The 20,707-nt window shown below is 69.1% G+C and carries 19 protein-coding genes; 18 read left to right on the top strand and 1 reads right to left on the bottom strand.

Annotated elements, in window-relative coordinates:
* The first annotated feature begins 13 nt into the window (after nt 1-13).
* From ABQJ54_RS13585 to glpK, 13 genes are all read left to right on the top strand, one after another.
* Nucleotides 14-376, top strand: a complete 363-nt coding sequence (locus tag ABQJ54_RS13585; RefSeq protein WP_367854842.1) for a response regulator — start codon at nt 14-16, stop codon at nt 374-376.
* A gap of 10 nt (nt 377-386) precedes the next feature.
* Nucleotides 387-2,375, top strand: a complete 1,989-nt coding sequence (locus ABQJ54_RS13580) for a chemotaxis protein CheA (protein WP_367854841.1) — start codon at nt 387-389, stop codon at nt 2,373-2,375.
* A 40-nt stretch (nt 2,376-2,415) separates the two neighbouring features.
* Entirely contained in the window at nt 2,416-4,134 is a 1,719-nt protein-coding gene (locus ABQJ54_RS13575; protein WP_367854840.1) for a methyl-accepting chemotaxis protein, read from the top strand.
* A 102-nt stretch (nt 4,135-4,236) separates the two neighbouring features.
* On the top strand, nt 4,237-4,743 hold the full coding sequence (locus tag ABQJ54_RS13570; RefSeq protein ID WP_367854839.1) for a chemotaxis protein CheW: 507 nt from the start codon (nt 4,237-4,239) through the stop codon (nt 4,741-4,743).
* A gap of 13 nt (nt 4,744-4,756) precedes the next feature.
* A complete protein-coding gene (locus tag ABQJ54_RS13565; protein ID WP_367854838.1) occupies nt 4,757-6,472 on the top strand; it encodes a methyl-accepting chemotaxis protein in 1,716 nt (571 codons plus the stop codon).
* 2 nt (nt 6,473-6,474) lie between these two features.
* The gene (locus ABQJ54_RS13560) at nt 6,475-7,359 is read left to right on the top strand and encodes a CheR family methyltransferase (protein WP_367854837.1); all 885 of its coding nucleotides are present in this window, start codon (nt 6,475-6,477) and stop codon (nt 7,357-7,359) included.
* The gene (cheD, locus tag ABQJ54_RS13555; RefSeq protein ID WP_367854836.1) at nt 7,359-8,009 is read left to right on the top strand and encodes a chemoreceptor glutamine deamidase CheD; all 651 of its coding nucleotides are present in this window, start codon (nt 7,359-7,361) and stop codon (nt 8,007-8,009) included. Before ABQJ54_RS13560 ends, cheD begins: the two co-directional genes overlap by 1 nt.
* 70 nt (nt 8,010-8,079) lie before the next feature.
* Nucleotides 8,080-9,171, top strand: coding sequence for a protein-glutamate methylesterase/protein-glutamine glutaminase (locus tag ABQJ54_RS13550; RefSeq protein WP_367854835.1), 1,092 nt, complete (start codon nt 8,080-8,082; stop codon nt 9,169-9,171).
* 16 nt (nt 9,172-9,187) lie between these two features.
* Nucleotides 9,188-10,366, top strand: coding sequence for a methyl-accepting chemotaxis protein (locus ABQJ54_RS13545; protein WP_367854834.1), 1,179 nt, complete (start codon nt 9,188-9,190; stop codon nt 10,364-10,366).
* Between the two features lie 10 nt (nt 10,367-10,376).
* Nucleotides 10,377-10,676 (top strand): STAS domain-containing protein, encoded by a 300-nt coding sequence (locus ABQJ54_RS13540; protein WP_367854833.1) that lies wholly within the window; start codon nt 10,377-10,379, stop codon nt 10,674-10,676.
* A 135-nt stretch (nt 10,677-10,811) separates the two neighbouring features.
* On the top strand, nt 10,812-11,165 hold the full coding sequence (locus ABQJ54_RS13535) for a hypothetical protein (protein WP_367854832.1): 354 nt from the start codon (nt 10,812-10,814) through the stop codon (nt 11,163-11,165).
* Between the two features lie 162 nt (nt 11,166-11,327).
* Nucleotides 11,328-11,810: a hypothetical protein gene (locus ABQJ54_RS13530; RefSeq protein ID WP_367854831.1), complete on the top strand. Its 483-nt coding sequence runs from the start codon at nt 11,328-11,330 to the stop codon at nt 11,808-11,810.
* A gap of 130 nt (nt 11,811-11,940) precedes the next feature.
* Complete coding sequence (gene glpK / locus ABQJ54_RS13525; RefSeq protein ID WP_367854830.1) at nt 11,941-13,440, top strand: glycerol kinase GlpK; 1,500 nt, start codon at nt 11,941-11,943, stop codon at nt 13,438-13,440.
* A gap of 83 nt (nt 13,441-13,523) precedes the next feature.
* On the opposite strand, the gene ABQJ54_RS13520 is transcribed toward glpK, so the two are convergent.
* Nucleotides 13,524-14,459: a carbohydrate kinase family protein gene (locus ABQJ54_RS13520; protein ID WP_367854829.1), complete on the bottom strand. Its 936-nt coding sequence runs from the start codon at nt 14,457-14,459 to the stop codon at nt 13,524-13,526.
* 271 nt (nt 14,460-14,730) lie between these two features.
* Here ABQJ54_RS13520 and ABQJ54_RS13515 point away from each other — a divergent pair, with 271 nt between their 5' ends.
* From ABQJ54_RS13515 to rodA, 5 genes are read left to right on the top strand one after another with little or no spacing between them, the layout of a single operon-like run.
* Nucleotides 14,731-15,777, top strand: coding sequence for a rod shape-determining protein (locus tag ABQJ54_RS13515; RefSeq protein ID WP_077482186.1), 1,047 nt, complete (start codon nt 14,731-14,733; stop codon nt 15,775-15,777).
* Between the two features lie 18 nt (nt 15,778-15,795).
* The gene (gene mreC / locus ABQJ54_RS13510; protein ID WP_367854828.1) at nt 15,796-16,806 is read left to right on the top strand and encodes a rod shape-determining protein MreC; all 1,011 of its coding nucleotides are present in this window, start codon (nt 15,796-15,798) and stop codon (nt 16,804-16,806) included.
* Nucleotides 16,803-17,288, top strand: coding sequence for a rod shape-determining protein MreD (gene mreD / locus ABQJ54_RS13505; RefSeq protein ID WP_367854827.1), 486 nt, complete (start codon nt 16,803-16,805; stop codon nt 17,286-17,288). The genes mreC and mreD overlap by 4 nt, the downstream gene beginning before the upstream one ends.
* A 16-nt stretch (nt 17,289-17,304) precedes the next feature.
* Nucleotides 17,305-19,290 (top strand): penicillin-binding protein 2, encoded by a 1,986-nt coding sequence (mrdA, locus tag ABQJ54_RS13500; protein WP_367854826.1) that lies wholly within the window; start codon nt 17,305-17,307, stop codon nt 19,288-19,290.
* Entirely contained in the window at nt 19,287-20,402 is a 1,116-nt protein-coding gene (gene rodA / locus ABQJ54_RS13495) for a rod shape-determining protein RodA (RefSeq protein WP_367854825.1), read from the top strand. Before mrdA ends, rodA begins: the two co-directional genes overlap by 4 nt.
* Nucleotides 20,403-20,707: the final 305 nt, after the last annotated feature.

Genomic DNA, 20,707 nt, shown 5'->3' with positions numbered 1-20,707 from the left:
ACGAGGTGGCAGCATGGCGAAGATTCTTGCAGTAGACGACTCGGCTTCGATGCGCGGCATGGTGGCGTTCACCCTGCGCGGCGCGGGACACGAGGTGACCGAGGCCGAGAACGGCCAGCTGGCGCTGGATGCGGCCGGCGCGAGCGCGTTCGACCTGGTGCTGGCCGACGTCAACATGCCGGTGATGGACGGCATCACGATGGTGCGCGAGCTGCGTGCGAGGCCCGAATACAAGGGCGTGCCGATCCTGATGCTCACCACCGAGTCGCACACCGAGAAGAAGATGGAAGGCAAGGCCGCCGGCGCCACCGGCTGGCTGGTCAAGCCGTTCGATCCCGACCAGTTGCTGGCGACCGTCAAGCGCGTGCTGGGCTGAGGAACGACGCATGAGCGCGGTCGACCTGACCCAGTTCCACAAGACCTTCTTCGAGGAAAGCCTGGAAGGCCTCGACGCGATGGAGGCGGCACTGCTGGCGCTGGACTCGGGTTCGACCGACCACGAGCTGGTGCACACCATCTTCCGCGCGGCGCACTCCATCAAGGGCGGTGCGGCGACGTTCGGCTTTGCCGACGTGGCTGCGTTCACCCACGTGGCCGAGTCGCTGCTGGAGGAGGTGCGCAGCGAGCGCCGTGCGGTGGACGCCGGACTGATCGACCTGCTGCTGCGTTCAGTCGACTGCATGCGCGCCATGCTCGAACGCACCGCCAAGGGCCGGCCCGCGGCCGATGCGACCAGCGAAGCGCTGCGCACCGAGCTGACGCGCCTGGTCGAAGGCGTGGCGGTGGCGGCGCCCGCGGCCGCGAAGGCCGGCGACGCGCCGGTCGCCGGTTGGGACATCCGCTTCGTCGCGTTGCCGCACCTGCTGCAGACCGGCAACGAGCCGCTGCGCCTGTTCCGCGAACTGCAGCAGCTCGGCCGGCTGGAAGTGGTGCGTGCCTTCGTGAGCGAGGCGGCGCCCACGGATTTCGCCGTGCTCGACCCCAGCCAGTGCTATCTGGGCTGGGAACTGCGCCTGCATGGCGCGGTGGCGCGTGCCGACCTCGATGCCGTGTTCGAGTGGCTGGACGGCGATTGCGAACTGGCCATCGCAGCGCTGGCCGGGGCGCCGGCAGAGCCGGCCGTGCCGGCACCCGCACCTGCCGCAACCGCAGCCGCTCCGATGGCTGCGCCCGCTGCCGGCGGTGGCGGCAACAGCGAGGGCGGCTCGATCCGCGTGGGCATCGACAAGGTCGATGCGCTGATCGACATGATGGGCGAGCTGGTGATCACCCAGTCCATGCTCAGCGATATCGGCGCCAACTTCACCCTTGCGCAGCTGGAACGGCTGCGCGAGGGGCTGGCGCAGCTCGAGCGCAACACGCGCGAACTGCAGGACAGCGTGATGCGCATCCGCATGCTGCCGATCGGCAGCGTGTTCAACCGTTTCCCGCGGCTGGTGCGCGATCTCGAGCGCAAGCTCGGCAAGCAGGTGCGGCTGGAACTGCACGGCGAGCACACCGAGCTGGACAAGACCGTGCTGGAGAAGATCGGCGATCCGCTGGTGCACCTGGTGCGCAACGCGATCGACCATGGCCTGGAAATGCCTGCGCAGCGCCGTGCCGCGGGCAAGCCCGAGACCGGTACGCTCGCCCTGGACGCGCATCACGAAGGCGGCAACATCGTGGTGCGGATCAGCGACGACGGCGCCGGGCTCAACCGCGAGCGGATCCTGGCCAAGGCGGTCGAGCGCGGCCTGGTCGGCCCCGGCCAGCAGCTCGGCGACGACGAGGTGGCCGAACTGATCTTCCAGCCCGGCTTCTCCACTGCTGCCCAGGCCACCGACCTTTCCGGCCGCGGCGTGGGCATGGACGTGGTTCGCCGCAACGTGCGCGACCTCGGCGGCAGCGTGGGCGTGAAGAGCGTGCCCGGCCAGGGCAGCGTGTTCACCATCGCGCTGCCGCTGACGCTGGCGATCATCGACGGCCTGGTCACCACGGTGGGCGCCGAGCGCTACATCGTGCCGCTGATCTCCATCGTCGAATCGCTGCGCCTGCCGGCCGACGCGGTGCGGCGGACCGCCGGCGGCGGCGAGGTGTTCCGCTTCCGCGACGAATACCTGCCAGTCATCCGCCTGCATCGCGCCTTCGGCTGCGCCGACGCGGTCACCGCGATCGAGCGCGGCATCGTGGTGGTGGTCGAGGACGAGGGACAGCGCGTGGGCCTGCTGGTCGACGAGCTGGTGGGCCAGCAGCAGGCGGTGATCAAGTCGCTGGAGAAGCATTACGAGCGGGTGCAGGGCGTGTCCGGGGCCACCATCGTCAGCGATGGTTCGGTGGCCCTGATCGTCGACGTGGGTGGGGTGGTACGGCTGGGGCGGCGCAGCAAGGCTGCGTAAGTGTCCCGCCGATGTTTTTTGTCCGAATGAGGTTTGCAGGATGTGGTCCCCGAAGTGGTCGTTTCATAGTCTGAGCCTGAGTGCTCGCACGGCATTGGTGGTTGTGGTGGTTGTCGCCGGTCTGGCCGGGCTCACCGTGATGAACGCGTTGCACAGTCGCGCCAGCCAGATGGATGGACTCGAACGCCTGCTGCGCAGCGAGGTCGAGTCGGCGGTATCGGTGACGCAGGGCTATGAGGCACGCGTCGCCAAGGGCGAACTCGGCGAGGCCGAGGCGAAGAAGCTGGCGCTTGCACAGATCCGCGAGATGCAGTGGAACGGTGGTGCCGGCTATATCTTCGCGTTTGACGACGACTACACGCTGGTCGAGCACCCGGTGATGACGGACAAGGTCGGCACGAGCGTGCGCGGCATGACCGACCCGAACGGCAAGCCGATCTACCAGCTGATGCACGACATCGACATGAAGGACGGCCATGGTGTCGTCCACTATGACTGGCTCAAGCCGGGCACGAAGAAGATCGTGGGCAAGGTCACCTGGTCGCAGCTGTTCAAGCCGTGGAACCTGCACTTCGCCGCCGGCGCCTACTTCGACGACATCGACGCACAGTTCCGCCACGGCCTGCTGGTGAACCTGGCCTGGGCCGGGTTGCTGGGCCTGCTGGTGATCGCGCTGGTGTGGCTGTCGATGCGCAGCATCCGTCGCAGCATCGGCGGCGAGCCGTCGTTTTCGGTGAAGATGGTCAATCGCATGGCGGACGGCAACCTGTCGCTCGAAGGCGCCGAAGGCATCCAGCTGGCACCGGGCAGCATGATGCACTCCATGCAGCGCCTGCACATGAAACTGATCGACGTGGTTGGCGAGGTGCAGCACGGTTCGCAGGCGGTGAGCAGCGCGGCGCAGCAGATCGCGCGCGGCAACGACGACCTCAGCCAGCGCACGCAGGAGCAGGCATCGAGCCTGGAGGAAACCGCCGCCTCGATGGAGGAGATGACCTCCACCGTGAGGCAGAACGCGGAGAACGCCAGCCATGCCAGCCAGTTGGCCAGCGGCGCGCGCGAGCAGGCCGAGCGTGGCGGCCAGGTGGCGGCGCAGGCGGTGGCGGCGATGGGCGAGATCACCACATCGAGCCGCAGGATCGCCGACATCGTGGGCCTGATCGACGAGATCGCGTTCCAGACCAACCTGCTGGCGCTGAACGCGGCGGTGGAAGCGGCGCGCGCCGGCGAGCAGGGTCGCGGCTTCGCCGTGGTGGCCGGCGAGGTGCGCAGCCTGTCGCAGCGCAGCGCGGCGGCGGCGAAGGAGATCAAGGCGCTGATCGGCGAAAGCGTGAACCGGGTGCAGGCCGGCGGCGCACTGGTGGAACAGACCGGCACGGTGCTCAAGGAGATCGTGGAGAGCGTGCGCAAGGTCACCGACATCGTGGCCGAGATCGCCGCGGCCAGCCAGGAGCAGTCGGCCGGCATCGACCAGGTGAACCGCGCGGTGATGCAGATGGACGAGGTGACCCAGCAGAACGCGGCGCTGGTGGAAGAAGCCGCGGCGGCCGCCCAGGCGATGCAGGAACAGGCGGCGGAGCTGCGGCGGCAGATGGCGTTCTTCCGGCTGGACGCGAATGCGACCGAGCCGGAAGAGGTCGTCGCGGCGCCGGAACCGCTGTCTGCGCGCGTGGTGCCGCTGCCGCAGCGGCCGGCGGCAAAGGCAAGGGCCGAGCGCCCCGCTGTGGCCGTGGCCGCGGGTGGCTGGACCGAGTTCTGAGCCCGGTGCGCGCCATCGCGGCGCGCTCAAGTCCTTTCCGGCAACGCCGATACAGCATCGAGGCCGGGCGTCCGCAGGCGCCCATCACGAGGTAGACGATCCATGCACGAACACCACGCGGACACGGCACCCGTCGTGCAGCAGCTGACCTTCAGCCTGGCCGGCGAGGAGTACGGCGTCGACATCCTGTCAGTGCGCGAGATCCGCGGCTGGTCGCGGGTGACGCGCATCCCGCAGGCGCCCGCACACATGCTCGGCGTGCTGAACCTGCGTGGCGCGATCGTGCCGGTGCTGGACTTGCGCCTGCGCTTCGGGCTGGAGCGCGAGGGCTACGGCGACAACACGGTGATGATCGTGGTGGCCGTGGCCGAGCGCCTGTTCGGCATCGTGGTGGACGCGGTGTCCGACGTGGTCGACATCGACCCGGCGGCGGTCAAGCCGGTGCCGGACATGGGCGCGATCGTCGACACCCGCTACCTGAAGGGCCTGGCCACCCATGTCGAGCGCATGGTGATGCTGCTGGACGTGGAGAAGCTCATGCGTCCGGAGGACGTTGAAACGCTGGATGCCGCGCTGCCGGACGTCCGCGATGTCGAAATTGCCGCCTGATCCGGGAACCACGATGAACATCAAGAAATTCACTGCGCGTCTCGCCAAGTTTTCGGCCTTGTCCGTCAAGGCCCGCCTGGTCGGCACCTTCGCCCTGCTCGCGATCATGCTGGTGGCGGGCGCCGGCGTGGGCCTGGGCGTGATGTCCTGGCAGAACGAGGGCATGCGCCAGAGTTACGAAAACGGCATGGTGCCGGTGCAGCTGATGGGCGAGCTGCGCGCCAAGTCGCTGCTGAACTTCGTCGTGCTGGGCGAGGCGGCCGATGTGATCGGCAAGGCCGACCAGGTGAAGCAGAAGGTCGCCGAGTCCGAGAAGCTCGAGAAGGAAATCACCGAGGTCAACAAGCAGCTGTCGGCGTTGCCGATGAATGCCGAGATCGCGAAGAAGTACAAGGCCTATCAGGCGACCACGGCCGACTACATGAGCAGCGTGAAGGACGTCTACGACGCACTGGCCCAGGGCGACGACGGCACGCGCGACACGCTGGAAATGGAGGTGCGGCCGAGCTTGATGATGCGCCAGGACGCACTCGACCAGCTGATCCGCGCGCAGGGCGACGAGGTGAAGCAGATTTACCAGAGCGAGGTCAGCCGCTATGGCGTGGTGCGTGCCCTGGTGCTGGCCGCGCTGTCCGGCGGCCTGATCTTCGCGCTGCTGGTGGCGACCCTGCTGGTGCGTTCGATCAGCGGCACGCTGGCGCACCTGATGAAGGTGGCGCATGCCATCGCCGACGGCCGGCTGGGCCACGACATCAAGGTCAAGCGGCACGACGAGCTGGGCCAGCTGCTCGACGCCTTCCGGCTGATGGACGAGCGCCTCGGCGCGATCGTGGGCGAGGTGCGCCAGGGTTCCGACGCGGTGAGCAGCGCGGCGCAGCAGATCGCGCGCGGCAACGACGACCTCAGCCAGCGCACGCAGGAGCAGGCGTCCAGTCTGGAAGAGACCGCCTCGTCGATGGAGGAGATGACCTCCACCGTGAAGCAGAACGCGGAGAACGCCAGCCACGCCAACCAGCTGGCGCGCGGCGCGCGCGAGCAGGCCGAGCACGGCGGCGAGGTGGCCGGCAAGGCGATCGCCGCGATGGCCGAGATCGACGCTTCCAGCCGCAAGATCGGCGACATCGTGGGCTTGATCCAGGAGATCGCGTTCCAGACCAACCTGCTGGCGCTGAACGCCGCGGTGGAAGCGGCGCGTGCCGGCGAGCAGGGCCGCGGCTTCGCCGTGGTGGCCAGCGAGGTGCGCAGCCTGGCGCAGCGCAGCGCCGGTGCGGCGAAGGAGATCAAGGGCCTGATCGCCGAGAGCGAGGAGAAGGTGCGCGGCGGTTCCGAGCTGGTCAACCAGTCCGGCAAGGCGCTGGCCGAGATCGTCGAGAGCGTGAAGAAGGTCACCGACATCGTGGCCGAGATCGCCGCGGCCAGCCAGGAGCAGTCGGCCGGCATCGACCAGGTCAACAACGCCGTGATGCAGATGGACGAGATGACCCAGCAGAACGCGGCGCTGGTCGAGGAAGCCTCGGCCGCCGCCCGCGCCATGCAGGAGCAGGCCGGCGACCTGACCAGCCAGGTGGGCTTCTTCCGCCTGGCCGGCGATGCCGCGGCGGCGGAGGACGTGCTGCCGCAGCGCGCGAAGGAAGTGGCCAAGGCCACCGAGGCGGTGTTCGCCGCCGTGCGCAAGGCGCCGCCGCGCGCCGCCGCCGAGACGGATGCCGGCGCCTGGAAGGAGTTCTGAGCGTGGCCGTCGCTGCCGGCGCGGTCTTGCGTGATGCGGCCCCGGCGGGCGACGGCGCGATCCTGCTTGGCGATGCCGAATTCCGCTTCCTGCGCGATTTCGTCTACGGGCACTGCGGCATCGCGCTGGGCGAACACAAGCGCCAGCTGGTGCAAGGGCGGCTGGCGCGGCGCCTGCGCGCGTTGCGCCTGCCCGACTACGCCACGTACTGCGCGCTGCTGCGCGATGATCCGCACGCCGAGCTGGGCGAACTGGCCAGCGCGATCAGTACCAACGTCACCGCGTTCTTCCGCGAGCCGCACCACTACGAGCTGCTGGAGCACGAGCTGCTGCCGCAGTGGCTGGCGCACAAGCGCCGCGACGGCGACCGCCTGCGGATCTGGTCGGCCGGCTGCTCCACCGGTGAAGAACCCTATGCGCTGGCGATGGTGCTGGCCGAGGCGCTGGAACGGCATGACGCGACCGGCATGGACGCGAAGATCCTCGCCACCGACCTGTCGCCGCAGGCATTGGAGGCCGCGCGCAACGGCGTGTATCCGCTGGACCGGCTCGGCGGCATCAGCGACGAGCGCCGGCGCCGCTGGATGCTGCGCGGCGCCGGCGAGTACGAGGGCTACGCCTGCGTGCATCCGCGCCTGCGCGAGCTGGTGACCGTGCAGCCGCTGAACCTGTTGCACGACTGGCCGATGCGCGGACCGTTCGACGCGATCTTCTGCCGCAACGTGGTGATCTACTTCGACCAGCCGACCAAGCAGCGGCTGTTCAGCCGCTATGCCGCGCTGCTGCCGGCGGGTGGCCACCTGTTCCTGGGCCACTCCGAGTCGCTGCACGGCATCAGCGACGACTTCGAGCTGATCGGGCGCACCGTCTACCGGAAGCGCGCCTGATGCTGGCGCGTACGGCCGAACGCCGGGCCACGCCCACGCTGCCCGAGGCCATGCCCGGCTTCGAGCACCTGCGCCGGTTCTGGGATCCCACCCAGAACTGCATGGTGGTGAAGGTGCTGCCGGGCGAGTTCTACGTGAGCGCGCAGGACGAACTGGTCAGCACCGTGCTGGGTTCCTGCGTGGCGGCCTGCATCCATGATGCGAACCGCGGCATCGGCGGCATGAACCATTTCATGCTGCCCGAGCCGAGGGGAGCCAGCGACAGCTGGTCGTCCACCGTGGGCCGTGCGGCGCGCTACGGCAGCGACGCGATGGAGCAGCTGATCAACGCGGTGCTGAAGGCCGGCGGCCAGCGCGCGGACCTCAGGATCAAGGTGTTCGGCGGCGGCCGCGTGCTCGCCCAGCTCAGCGACGTGGGTCAGCGCAACATCGATTTCGTGCGCCGCTACATCGCGGCCGAGCGGCTGCCGCTGGTGGCCGAGGACCTGGGCGACGTGTACCCGCGCCAGGTGCAGTTCTTCCCGCAAAGCGGCCGGGTACGCGTGCGCCAGCTGCGCCGCAGCGACGACGTGGCGCTGGTGGCCGACGAGCGCGGCTACCTCAAGCGTTTGGCAAACGATCCGATAAAGGGTGAGGTCGAGCTGTTCTGACGCCGGGCGCCGGCGCGGCATCGACCGGGCCATCGTCTTCGGCGACGGGGCCGCCTGGCCAAGGTGAGCAATGGAAAGAGTGCGCGTACTGGTAGTCGACGATTCCGCCCTGGTGCGCAAGTTGATGTCGACCATGCTTGCCTGCGACCCGGGCATCGAAGTCGTGGGCACGGCGGCGGACCCGCTGATCGCCCGCGAGAAGATCAAGCAGCTCGATCCCGACGTGCTCACCCTGGACGTCGAGATGCCGCGCATGGACGGCCTCACCTTCCTGGAAAACCTGATGCGGCTGCGGCCGATGCCGGTGGTGATGGTGTCGTCGCTGACCACCCAGGGCGCCGAGGTGACGCTGCGCGCGCTGGAGTTGGGTGCAGTGGATTTCCTGGCCAAGCCGAGCAGCGACCTGGCCACCAGCTTCGGCGACAGCGCGCTGGAAATCTGCGCCAAGGTCAAGCTGGCGGCGCGGGCGAAGCCGCGCGCGCGCACCACGGTGCGCAAGCTGGACGTGGCGCCGCGGCTCTCGGCCGACGCGGTGTTGCCGCGCTCGCAGGCGGCAGGCAGCCGCGGCGGCAGCCCGATCATCGCGCTCGGCGCCTCCACCGGCGGCACCGAGGCGGTGCGCGTGGTGCTGGAGGCGATGCCGCCGGACGCGCCGCCGATCCTGGTGACCCAGCACATCCCCGCCGCCTTCAGCGGGCCGTTCGCCGCGCGCATGGACCGCTGCTCGGCGATGCGCGTGTGCGAGGCGCGCGACGGCCAGCCGATCCAGCCGGGCCACGCCTACATCGCACCCGGCAGCCACCACCTGCTGGTGATGTGGGACGGCGCGAAGTACGTGTGCCGCCTGCACGACGGGCCGCCGGTGAACCGGCACCGTCCCAGCGTCGACGTGCTGTTCCGTTCGCTGGCGGCCAGCGCCGGCGCCGCCACCATCGCCGCCCTGCTCACCGGCATGGGCGACGACGGCGCGCGCGGACTGCTCGAACTGCGCCAGGCCGGCGCCGCCACCCTGGTGCAGGACGAGGCCAGTTCGGTGGTGTGGGGCATGCCCGGCGCCGCCTGGAAGCTCGGCGCCGCGCCGGAGATGCTGCCGGTCGACCACATCGCGGCGCGCCTGCTCGCGCTCGCCCGCCACTTCCATACCGGCGCGGTCTGCGCCTGAACGCGGAATACGGATCATGTCATTCACTCCCGCCCTTCTTTTCCGACGTCCGCTGGCCGGCTGGGCCGCCAGCGCCGTCGCCCTGCTGCTGACGTTGGCGTGGCACCCGGCCTGGCTGGCACCGCTGCTGGTGCTGGCCCTGACCGCGGCCTGGGCCGTCGCCGCGCGCGCCGAGCCGCCCGCGGCGCCTGTCGTCGCCGCGCCCACGAGCAGCGAGCCGGTGCGCGAAGCGCTGGAGGACGTGCGCAGCGCGCTGGTCGACGAACTCGGTCACGCCACCCGCGAGCTGCACCAGGGCCTGGATCTGCTGCGCGACGCGGTGTCCGAACTGGGCGGCGGCTTCGACGGCCTGTCCAGCAAGACCGCGCTGCAGCAGTCGCTGCTCAAGCAGATCATCGACGTGCAGGACGGCGGCGTGTCGGTGCAGGACTTCGCCGCGCGCACCGGCGACCTGCTGGAGCATTTCGTGGGCATGATCGTGCAGATGTCGCGCGAGAGCCTGCGCATCGTCTACCGCATCGACGGCATGGCGAAGGAGATGGACGCGGTGTTCGGCCTGCTCAGGAACGTCAACACCATCGCCGAGGAGACCAACCTGCTGGCGCTGAACGCCGCGATCGAGGCAGCGCGCGCCGGCGAGTCCGGGCGCGGCTTCGCGGTGGTGGCCGGCGAGATCCGCAACCTGGCCAGCAACTCCAACCAGCTCAACGAGCGGATCGGCGGCCACGTCGAGCGCGCGCGCACGGCGATGGAGCAGCTGCGCGGCCTGATCGGCGCGATGGCCTCGCAGGACCTCAACGTGGCGCTGTCGGCCAAGGGCGGCATCGACGCGATGACGGCCCATGTCACCGAGAGCGACGCACGCACCAGCAAGGTGGCCGATAAGGTGGTCGAGATCAGTCGCGGCCTCGGCAGCGACGTTTCCACCACCGTGCGCTCGCTGCAGTTCGAGGACATCCTGCGCCAGCTGATCACGCAGACCCGCACCCGGCTCACCGAGCTGCAGGACATCACCACCGAATGCACCCGCGACATCGAGGAACTGGCCTGCACTGCGCTCGAGGCCGATGCGCTGGAGGAGCGTTCCCGGCGCGTGCGCAGCCGGCTGGCGATCCAGCGCGAGAAGGCGCGGCTGCGCTCGCGCGGCCCGGCGCTGCAGAACTCGATGGATGCCGGCGAAATCGAACTCTTCTGAGGATCGTCCCATGATCGTCCACCACGACCCCGAACTCGACTGCCTCACCCTGCAACTGGGCGAGCGCTTCGATTTCAGCATCCACCGCGACTTCCACGATGCCTGCCTCGGCGAAGGCAAGCCTGCGCGCAGCTACGTGATCGACCTGGGCGAGGTCACCGGCATGGACAGCTCGGCGCTCGGCATGCTGCTGCTGCTGCGCGAGCATGCCGGCGCCGACCGCGCCGACATCCGCATCGTCAACGCCTCGGGCGAGTTGCGCGGCACCCTGCGCGTGGCCGGTTTCGACAAGCTGTTCGTGCTGCACTGACGTTTGCCGGCGGGCGTGGCCGGCGGGGTGGCGAGGGGGCCGGGCAGGACGTTAAAGTTTTTCGCGGAGATGCCGAAAGCGGGGACTACGGGTCACTTACGTGCCACGGTTTCCCACTGCCCCATGGAGTCTCCCATGAAAGCTTTCGTCGTCTCCGCCGTCCTGCTGCTCGCCCCGCTGGTCGCCCATGCCGCCTGCGCACCCAAAGATTTCGCGATCGAGGGTTTCAAGCCCGGCGCGGCCCCGGGAGCCCGCCTCAGCCTGCGTGGCGAGCTGGTCAACCACTGCACCACGGCCTCGGCCGCACAGATCCGCGTCGAGATCAAGGACGCATCGGGCGCCGTGCTGCAGAGCAAGCAGGCATGGCCGGCCGGCACCTCCAACATCGCCCCGGGCGACACGGTGAACTTCGACCTGGGCCGCATGTTCCACGCCCAGCCGGACATGAGCACCTTCACCGCCAGCGTGGTGGACGTGCGCACCTGGTAAACCAGGTTATTCCGAGGTCATGACTGCAGCTCAGGGCTAGCGTCGAGTCATCGGTTGGTGAGCGACGCGATGGCTCTCCTCTTTCCCTTGCATGGGAAGGAAGTGCTGAGACTCGACGCTAATCGGGTGTGAGGCCATACACCACGCATCCAAGGAGGATTCATGGGGTCACAGCAACAGCCCGTCGGGATCGGCCAGCGCTATACCGTGTCGTGGGTGGCCTACGTTCGCCCTGCCATTGTTTTTCTTATCATGTTTGGCATCGGTTACGTCCTGATCGACGTCAACGGCTGGCTGGGCGGTATCTTCATGGCATTCGGGCTTGGCCTCCTCATCGTCCAAGTCCTTACCATCCACAGTGTCGCCCTTTACACGGACGATCAAGGCGTTTGGGTGTACAGCGGCATCTTCCCTTGGTCAAAGGGCACGAGTGGGGTCAAGTGGCGCGATGTCGAGGATGCCGTTTACTTTCCCAACTTCCTCGGTTGGTTGCTCAAGTCTTATACCGTGCGCATCGGGCATCGCTTCACCAAATCGAGCGAGATTGTGCTACCTCATATTGCTCGTGGACACGATGCCGTCATGCACATCAACGACTTTCACCGCAAAGTCTTGACCGCCAATTCTATGGACGGCATGGTCTAACCAGTTGTTCATTCAAGTCGAGACCGCTTCGCGGCTCGACTTGACTTCGGCGATCGTCCACAGGGTGCTCGCAACGCGCAAACAGTTTCGTTGCTAATCTTCGCGCGGTTGTCGACGCACGAGGTGTCCCGTGGCGAAGCGATACATCCTGGCGCTGGACCAGGGCACCACCAGCACGCGGGCGATCCTGGTCGACGCTGCAGGTTGTGTGGCCGGCATGGCGCAGCGCGAATTCGCGCAGATCTATCCGCAGCCAGGCTGGGTGGAGCACGATCCGCGCGAGATCCTCGCCAGCGTGCTGGTGACGGTGACCGAGCTGCTGACGCGCAGCCAGGTCGAGCTGCGCGACCTGGCCGGCATCGGCATCACCAACCAGCGCGAGACCACGGTGGTGTGGGACCGCCGCAGCGGCCAGCCGGTGCACAACGCGATCGTATGGCAGTCGCGGCAGAGCATGGCGATCTGCGAGCGGCTGGAGGCGGAGGGTTGTGCACCGACGGTGCGCGCGAAGACCGGCCTGCTGATCGACGCCTATTTCTCGGCCAGCAAGATCCGCTGGATCCTCGACCACGTCGAGGGCACGCAGGCGCGCGCCGAACGCGGCGAGCTGCTGTTCGGCACGATCGAGAGCTGGCTGGTGTGGAACCTCACCGGCGGCCGCCTGCACGTCACCGACGCCAGCAATGCCGCGCGTACCTTGCTGTACGACATCCATGCGCGCGACTGGGACGACGAACTCCTGCGCATGTTCAAGGTGCCGCGCAGCATGCTGCCGCAGGTGCGCACCTGCAGCGAGCGTTACGGCGAGACCGATCCCGCGCGCTTCCTCGGTGCCGCGGTGCCGATCGGCGGCCTTGCCGGTGATCAGCAGTCGGCGCTGTTCGGCCAGGCCTGCTTCGAACCGGGCATGGCGAAGAACACCTATGGCACCGGCTGCTTCATGCTGATGCACACCGGCGCACAGGCGGTGCCGTCGCGCCGCGGCCTGCTGACCACGATCGCCTGGGACATCGGCGGCCGGGTCGAGTACGCGCTGGAAGGCAGCATCTTCGTGGCCGGCGCGGTGGTGCAATGGCTGCGCGATGGCCTGCGCATGCTGGAATGCGCCGCCGACTCGCAGGCGCTGGCCGAAAGCGTGGCCTCCAGCGACGGGGTCTACCTGGTGCCGGCCTTCGTGGGACTGGGCGCGCCGTACTGGCGCAGCGAGGTGCGCGGCGCGATGTTCGGCCTCACCCGCGGCACGCGCCGCGAGCACCTGGTGCGCGCAGCGCTGGAGGCGATGGCCTACCAGTCGCGCGACGTGCTGGCGGCGATGGAGGCGGACGCGGGCATCCCGCTGAAGGAATTGCGCTGCGACGGCGGCGCGATCGCCAACGACTTCATCGCGCAGTTCCAGAGCGACATGCTGGACGTGCCGCTGCTGCGCCCGCGGGTGCAGGAGACCACGGCGCTGGGCGCGGCCTATCTGGCCGGGCTGGCGCTGGGTTTCTGGGAAAGCCGCGGGCAGCTCGCGCAGCTGTGGCAGATGGAGCGGCGCTTCGAGCCGCGCATGCCCGCGCCGGAACGCGAGCGGCGCTACCGCGGCTGGCAGGCGGCGGTGCATGCCGCCTGCGCGTTCACGCCGGCGTAGACGGTTGAATCGTGTAGGAGCGGCTTCAGCCGCGATCGGTTCGGCGAGGAATCGCGGCTGAAGCCGCTCCTACGGGTATGCGGTCAGTCCAGCGCGTAGCCGAACTGCTCCTTGAACGCGGCCGAGAACTCGGCGTAGTCGAAGCGCTGGTTCTGCGTGCCGGGGTGTTCGACCTTGAGCGCGCCCATCAGCGAGGCCATGCGGCCCACGGTGGGCCAGTCCTTGCCGCGCATGATGCCGAAGATCAGGCCGGCGCGGTACGCGTCGCCGCAGCCGGTGGGGTCGACGATCTGGCGCTCGTGCGCCGGCGGGATCTCGTGCGTGGTGCCGTCGGCGTGGATCAGCGAGCCGCGCGGCCCCAGCGTGACGACATAGGCCTTCACCCGGGCGGCGATCTCCTCGGCGCTCCAGCCGGTGCGCGTCTGCAGCAGCTGCGATTCGTAGTCGTTGACGATGACGTAGGTGGATTTCCCGATCATCGCGCGGAATTCGTCGCCGCTGAACAGCGGCATCGCCTGGCCCGGGTCGAAGATGAAGGGCACGCCGCGCGCGGCGAATTCGTCCACGTGTTGCAGCATCGCCTCGCGGCCGTCGGGGGCCACGATACCGAAGTCGATGTCGGGGATCTCGCGCACGTGGTTGTCGTGCGCGCTGGACATCGCGCCGGGATGGAAGGCGGTGATCTGGTTGTTGTCCAGGTCGGTGGTGATGAAGCACTGCGGGGTGAACTGGTCGTCGAACACGCGGATGCGGTCGAGCCGGATGCCGCACTTCTCCAGGTGCGCGCGGTAGGGCGCGAAATCCTGGCCCACCGCGGCCACCGGCAGCGGGTCGCCGCCCAGCAGCTTCAGGTTGTAGGCGATGTTGCCGGCGCAGCCGCCGAACTCGCGGCGCATCCGCGGCACCAGGAAGGACACATTCAGGATGTGCATCTGGTCGGGCAGGATATGGTTCTTGAACTGGTCCTGGAACACCATGATGGTGTCATAGGCCAACGATCCGCAGATGACGGCAGACATGGTTGCGTGATTGCCCCGATGTAAGGATGGCGCGCGCGGCGCGACCGACGAACCCGGATCCGCGGATCCGGCCAAAGGCCCGCATCCTATCTTGAACGTGCGTTCATGGCGAATCCTGCGGATCGCGCGATCCGCCCGGTCCGGATCGCCGGAATGTGCGGCAAACGGCGTTGTACAAGGCTTTCTTAACGTCTTTCCGGTTGCGCCGGCACGATGCGCTGACTAGACTGGTGAGCTTATTTTTTACTCATGCCGGCGCGCGGCGGACCTCATGTTCAAGAAGTTTCGCGGGATCTTCTCCAACGATGTCTCGATCGACCTCGGCACCGCCAACACGCTGATCTACGTGCGCGGCCAGGGCATCGTGCTGAACGAGCCCTCGGTGGTGGCGGTGCGCCAGGACCGCGGTCCGGGCGGCCCGCGCGCGATCGCGGCGGTGGGCAGCGACGCCAAGCGCATGCTCGGCCGCACGCCGGGCAACATCGCCACGGTGCGCCCGATGAAGGACGGCGTGATCGCCGACTTCACCATGACCGAGGCGATGCTGCAGCACTTCATCAAGCAGGTGCACAAGTCGCGCCTGCTGCGCCCCAGCCCGCGCGTGCTGGTCTGCGTGCCCTGCGGCTCCACCCAGGTGGAGCGCCGCGCGATCAAGGAGTCGGCCGAGGGCGCCGGCGCCCGCGACGTGTTCCTGATCGAGGAGCCGATGGCCGCCGCGATCGGCGCCGGTATCCCGGTGCACGAGGCGCGCGGCGCGATGGTGCTGGACATCGGCGGCGGCACCTCCGAGGTGGCGGTGATCTCGCTGAACGGCATCGTCTACTCGCAGTCCGTGCGCGTGGGCGGCGACCGCTTCGACGAGGCGATCATCAACTACGTGCGCCGCAACCACGGCACCCTGATCGGCGAATCCACCGCCGAGCGGATCAAGCTGGAGATCGGCTGCGCGTTCCCGCAGAGCGAGGTCAGGGAGATCGAGATCTCCGGCCGCAACCTCGCCGAGGGCGTGCCGCGCATGTTCACGATCAACTCCAACGAGATCCTCGAGGCGCTGCACGAGCCGCTGGCCGGCATCGTGGCCGCGGTGAAGTCGGCGCTGGAGCAGACCCCGCCGGAGCTGTGCTCCGACGTGGCCGAGCGCGGCATCGTGCTCACCGGCGGCGGCGCGCTGCTGCGCGACCTGGACCGCCTGATCTCCGAGGAGACCGGCCTGCACGTGCAGGTGGCGGACGACCCGCTGACCTGCGTGGCGCGCGGCGGCGGCAAGGCGCTGGAGCTGATCGATCAGCACGGCAGCGATTTCTTCGCCCCCGAATAAGCAGGGCAGGCTCTAGCCGTGGCGCGTCCGCGCGATGAGTCCTCGCCGCTGTTCGCCGGCAACGCCGCGGGCACGCTGCGGCTGATCTTCTACCTCGCCCTGGCCATGGTGCTGATGGTGCTCGACCATCGCAACGACTGGCTGTGGCGCGTGCGCTACGCGGCCTCGGTGGTGGTGGAGCCGGTGTACCGGCTGGCCAACCTGCCCAGCGCCGGCATGCGAACGCTGACCGTGGCATTCGCCGACCGCAAGTTGCTCACCGAGCAGAACCAGCGCTTGCGCGAGGACCTGCTGCTGGCCAACGCGCGGCTCAACCGCATGGCCGGCGTGGCCGAGCAGAACCAGCGCCTGAAGGAACTGCTGGACACCCGGCACAGCCTGGACCTCAACGTGCAGCTGGCGCGCGTGGTGGGCGTGGACCTGGGCGCCTACCAGCAGCGGCTGGTGCTCAACCTCGGCGCCCGCGACGGCGTGAAGCCGGGCCAGCCGGTGATCGACGCGCACGGCGTCATGGGCCAGGTGACCGAGGTGTTGCCGACCACCTCGGTGGTGATGCTGGTGACCGATCCGGAGCACGCGATCCCGGTGGTGGTGGAGCGTTCCGGCCTGCGCACGGTCGCCTACGGCGCGCGCGACGGCAGCGGCCTGGTGCTGCCGAACATTCCGCTGGCCGCCGACGTGCGGCCGGGCGACAAGCTGCTCACCTCGGGCCTGGGCGGACGTTTCCCGCCGGGCTTCCCGGTAGGCAAGGTGCAGTCGGTGGCGCTCGGCGCCTCCGGCATGTTCCGCGTGGCGCAGGTGCAGCCCGCGGCCGACCTCGACCGCAGCGACGACGTGCTGCTGCTGCACGACCAGGCCGAGCCCGACGGCCCGCCCGCGCCGGCGTCGCCAGCCGGGCCGCCGGCGACGCTGGCGCCCGCGCCGGGCGCGGCCGGCGGCAACGCCCCGGCAACCACTGCGCCACCGGGCAGTCCAAGGGCGGCGGCGCGGCGTGCCGCCGCGTCCGGCACGACCGGGGGCGCGCCATGAACCGCCAGCGCCTGTCGCTGTGGTGGTTCATCGGCACGCTGCTGTTCGCACTGCTGTCGATGCTGGTGCCGCTGCCGGCGCCGCTGGAGCCGTTCAAGCCGTACTGGCCCGCGCTGGTGCTGCTGTACTGGGCGCTGGAGTCGGAAGATCGCGTCGGCCTGGGCCTGGCCTTCCTGCTCGGCCTGGGCGCCGACCTGTTCGATGGCGTGCTGCTGGGCGAGCAGGCGCTGCGCCTCACAGCGCTGGTGTTCATCGCGCTGCGCTTCCGTTCGCGGCTGCGCTTCTTCCCGATGTGGCAGCAGACCCTGGCGGTGCTGGCGCTGCTGCTGAACGACCGCATCCTGCTGCTGGTGGTGCGGGTGCTGTCCGGCGTCCCGGTGCCGCCGGCAAGCTGGTGGATCGCCCCGTTCGTGGGTGCCGCGCTGTGGCCGTTCCTGTTCCTGCTGCTGGACGACCTGCGTGCACGGCTGCGGATCCAATGAGACATGAACCCGTGACATGAAGCTGCGCCGCGCGATCAAGGATGCACGGAGCGAAGGCGAGCTGTTCCGCCGTCGCGCGCTGGCGGGCTTTGCGCTGATCCTGCTGGGCCTGGCCGGGCTGATCGGCCGCTATGTGTTCCTGCAGGTGTCGCGCTACGACGAGTTCGCCACGCGCTCGCAGAACAATCGCGTCAAGCCGATCCCGATCCCGCCGGCGCGCGGCCTGATCTACGACCGCAACGGCGTGCTGCTGGCCAACAACGTGCCCGCGTTCCGGCTCGAGGTGGTGCCCGAGCAGGTCGACGACATGCAGGCGATGCTGGCGCAACTGGGCCAGGTCATCCCGCTCAGCCAGGACGACCTCGACGCCTTCCGCAAGCAGCTGAAGCAGAGCCGCCGTTTCGAGAGCGTGCCGCTGAAGATGCGCCTCACCGAGGACGAGATCGACCGCTTCGCGGTGAACCGCTGGCGCTTCCCCGGCGTGGACGTGGTGCCCTACCTCAATCGGCGCTACCCGCTGGGCCCGCTGTTCGCGCACGTGATCGGCTACGTCTCGCGCATCGACGCAGACGACCTGGCACGGCTCGACCCGGCACGCTACAAGGGCACCACCCACGTGGGCCGCATCGGCATCGAGCGCTCCTACGAGGACGTGCTGCACGGTTCGCCGGGCTACGAGCTGGTCGAGGTCAACGCGAACGGACAGACCCAGCGCGTGCTGCAGACGCACCCGGCCACGCCCGGCAAGAACATCTATCTCAGCATCGACGCGCGCATCCAGAAGGCCGCCGAACAGGCCTTCGACGGCCGCCCCGGCGCGGCGGTGGCGATCGATCCGCGCAACGGCCAGGTGCTGGCGATGGTCAGCGTGCCGACCTACGACCCCAACCTGTTCGTCGACGGCATCAGCCACGCCGACTACGACGCGCTGACCAGCGCGCCGGACAAGCCGCTGCTGAACCGCGCGCTGCGCGGCGTGTATCCACCGGGTTCCACGGTGAAGCCCTATGTGGGCCTGGGCGGCCTGGAGCTGGGCCTGCGCACACCGCAGGACACGGTGCTCTCCACCGGCACGTTCTACATCCCGGGCCAGTCGCGCGGCTACCGCGACGACCGCCGCGGCGGCTTCGGCACGGTGGACCTGCGCAAGGCCATCATGTGGTCGGTGAACACCTACTTCTACAAGCTGGCGTTGGACATGGGCATCGACCGCTTCAGTGCGTGGATGGGCCGGTTCGGCTTCGGCAAGCCCACCGGCATCGACCTGGACGGCGAGGCGAGCGGCGTGCTGCCCTCGCGCGAGTGGAAGGCCAGGCGCTTCAAGCAGCCGTGGTATCCCGGCGAGACGGTGATCGCCGGCATCGGCCAGGGCTACTGGGCGGTGACCCCGCTGCAGCTGGCGCACGCGCTGGCCACCCTGGCCGGCCACGGCATGCCGTACGCGCCGCGGCTGGTGATGGCCACCCAGGTCGGCGTGGACACGCCGAAGCTGCCGCTGTCCAATCCGCCCAGCGGCCCCTCGCTGGTCACCAACCAGGCCAGCTGGCTGGCGGTGGAGCAGGGCATGCAGATGGTGGTGAACGATCCGCGCGGCACCGGTTACGGGCTGGGCAAGGGCTTCCCCTACACCATCGCCGGCAAGAGCGGCACCGCCGAGCGCTACTCGCGCCGCAGCGACGCCTACAACGAGAACAAGAACCTCGCCTACCTGGCCAGCCGCCATCGCGCCTGGTTCGAGATGTTCGCGCCGGCCGAGGCGCCGCGCATCGCGGTGGCGGTGGTGCTGGAGCAGGGCGCCTGGGGCGCTTCCTCGGCAGGCCCGATCGCGCGCAAGATCCTCGACGCCTGGCTGGCCACCCAGCCGGATGCGCCGCCGGACACGCCACTGCCGCCGGAGGGCAAGCCTGGCTCCGGGCTGCCGCCATCCGTGCCGGCACCAGCCGCTTCGGTCGAGCCGGAGGATGTGCCGGCCGAGGCGTCGACACCGGAGACGCCGCCATGATCGAGTTGCTGCACGTGCGGATGCGGCGCCTGCTGCATCGCGTGCTGACCCGGCCGCGGATCGACCTGCCGCTGGCCATGGGCCTGCTGCTGCTGGCCTTGGCCGGGCTGGGCACGCTGTACAGCGCCGCCGATGGCAGCCTTGCGCTGGTGGGCGGGCAGGCGGCGCGCTTCGTGCTGGGCTTCGCGCTGCTGCTGCTGATCTCGCGCATTCCGCCGTCGACCCTGCGCAACTGGACGCCGTGGCTGTATGCCGGCAGCACCTTCCTGCTGGTGGTGGTGGCGGTGCTCGGCGAAGGCCGCGGCGCCGACCGCTGGCTCAACCTGGGCGTGATGCGCTTCCAGCCCTCCGAGCTGGTGAAGCTCACCATGCCGATGATGGTGGCCTGGTACCTGCATCCGCGCCAGCTGCCTCCCGGCTGGAAGGACATCGCGGTGGTGGGCATCCTGATCGTGGTGCCCGCCGCGCTGATCGCCAAGCAGCCGGACCTCGGCACCGCACTGCTGGTGGCGGCGGCCGGCTCGTTCGCGCTGTTCCTCGCTGGCATGGCGTGGTGGCGCATCGGCGTGCTGCTGGCGGGCGCGGGCGCGCTGGTGCCGGTGGCCTGGCATTTCATGCACCAGTACCAGCGCGAGCGCGTGCTGACCCTGCTCAACCCCGAGTCCGATCCGCTGGGCAACGGCTGGCACATCATCCAGTCGCAGATCGCGGTGGGCTCCGGCGGCGTGTTCGGCAAGGGCTGGATGCACAGCTCGCAGGCGCAGCTGGATTTCCTGCCCGAGCACACCACCGACTTCATCTTCGCGGTGTTCTCCGAGGAGTTCGGCCTGGTCGGCGTGTGCCTGATGGTGGCGCTGTACGTCTTCATCATCGGCCGCTGCCTGTGGATCGCGATGGAAGCGCGCGAAACCTACTCGCGCCTGCTCGCCGGCGCGATCGGCATGAGCCTGTTCGTCTACGTGTTCGTCAACGGCGGCATGGTGTCCGGCATGCTGCCGGTGGTGGGCGTGCCGATGCCGATGGTGAGCTACGGCGGCACCTCGGCGGTGACCCTGCTGACCGGCTTCGGCATGCTGATGTCGATCCACGCGCACCGCAAGCGGCATGATTGAGCGCTTGTGAAGAATTCACGGCCTCCGGGCGGATGGCCGGGCTTGTAGGAGCGCACCCTGTGCGCGAAGGCTCTGGCGCTGATCGGAGCAAAAGCCTTCGCGCACAGGGTGCGCTCCTACGCGCGGGCTGTCGCGCCAGGTGCCGGACGTGCGACAGGGAAACTCCACAAGGAATTTCCACAAACCCCGAACGGCGCCCCGGCCGCTTCACGCCTGTTTCGCGGTCGGCGGTCTAAAAGGCCACGACAGCATCCCGGGCGTCCGCCGCCATACCCTCCATGGTTCCGCGGCAGTTCGTGCCTCGC

This window comes from Rhodanobacter lycopersici (assembly GCF_040812335.1).
Classification (GTDB): domain Bacteria; phylum Pseudomonadota; class Gammaproteobacteria; order Xanthomonadales; family Rhodanobacteraceae; genus Rhodanobacter_A; species Rhodanobacter_A lycopersici.
Note: the sequence above shows the minus strand (reverse complement) of the source record. Positions and strands in the feature narration are given on the sequence as shown.

Excerpts from the sequence above, each read along its gene's own strand:
- ABQJ54_RS13585 (WP_367854842.1), top strand. The coding sequence starts at position 14 with ATGGCGAAGATTCTTGCAGTAGACGACTCGGCTTCGATGCGCGGCATG.
- ABQJ54_RS13580 (WP_367854841.1), top strand. The coding sequence starts at position 387 with ATGAGCGCGGTCGACCTGACCCAGTTCCACAAGACCTTCTTCGAGGAA.
- ABQJ54_RS13575 (WP_367854840.1), top strand. The coding sequence starts at position 2,416 with ATGTGGTCCCCGAAGTGGTCGTTTCATAGTCTGAGCCTGAGTGCTCGC.
- ABQJ54_RS13570 (WP_367854839.1), top strand. The coding sequence starts at position 4,237 with ATGCACGAACACCACGCGGACACGGCACCCGTCGTGCAGCAGCTGACC.
- ABQJ54_RS13565 (WP_367854838.1), top strand. The coding sequence starts at position 4,757 with ATGAACATCAAGAAATTCACTGCGCGTCTCGCCAAGTTTTCGGCCTTG.
- cheD (WP_367854836.1), top strand. The coding sequence starts at position 7,359 with ATGCTGGCGCGTACGGCCGAACGCCGGGCCACGCCCACGCTGCCCGAG.
- ABQJ54_RS13550 (WP_367854835.1), top strand. The coding sequence starts at position 8,080 with ATGGAAAGAGTGCGCGTACTGGTAGTCGACGATTCCGCCCTGGTGCGC.
- ABQJ54_RS13545 (WP_367854834.1), top strand. The coding sequence starts at position 9,188 with ATGTCATTCACTCCCGCCCTTCTTTTCCGACGTCCGCTGGCCGGCTGG.
- ABQJ54_RS13540 (WP_367854833.1), top strand. The coding sequence starts at position 10,377 with ATGATCGTCCACCACGACCCCGAACTCGACTGCCTCACCCTGCAACTG.
- ABQJ54_RS13535 (WP_367854832.1), top strand. The coding sequence starts at position 10,812 with ATGAAAGCTTTCGTCGTCTCCGCCGTCCTGCTGCTCGCCCCGCTGGTC.
- ABQJ54_RS13530 (WP_367854831.1), top strand. The coding sequence starts at position 11,328 with ATGGGGTCACAGCAACAGCCCGTCGGGATCGGCCAGCGCTATACCGTG.
- ABQJ54_RS13520 (WP_367854829.1), bottom strand. The coding sequence starts at position 14,459 with ATGTCTGCCGTCATCTGCGGATCGTTGGCCTATGACACCATCATGGTG.
- ABQJ54_RS13515 (WP_077482186.1), top strand. The coding sequence starts at position 14,731 with ATGTTCAAGAAGTTTCGCGGGATCTTCTCCAACGATGTCTCGATCGAC.
- mreD (WP_367854827.1), top strand. The coding sequence starts at position 16,803 with ATGAACCGCCAGCGCCTGTCGCTGTGGTGGTTCATCGGCACGCTGCTG.
- mrdA (WP_367854826.1), top strand. The coding sequence starts at position 17,305 with ATGAAGCTGCGCCGCGCGATCAAGGATGCACGGAGCGAAGGCGAGCTG.
- rodA (WP_367854825.1), top strand. The coding sequence starts at position 19,287 with ATGATCGAGTTGCTGCACGTGCGGATGCGGCGCCTGCTGCATCGCGTG.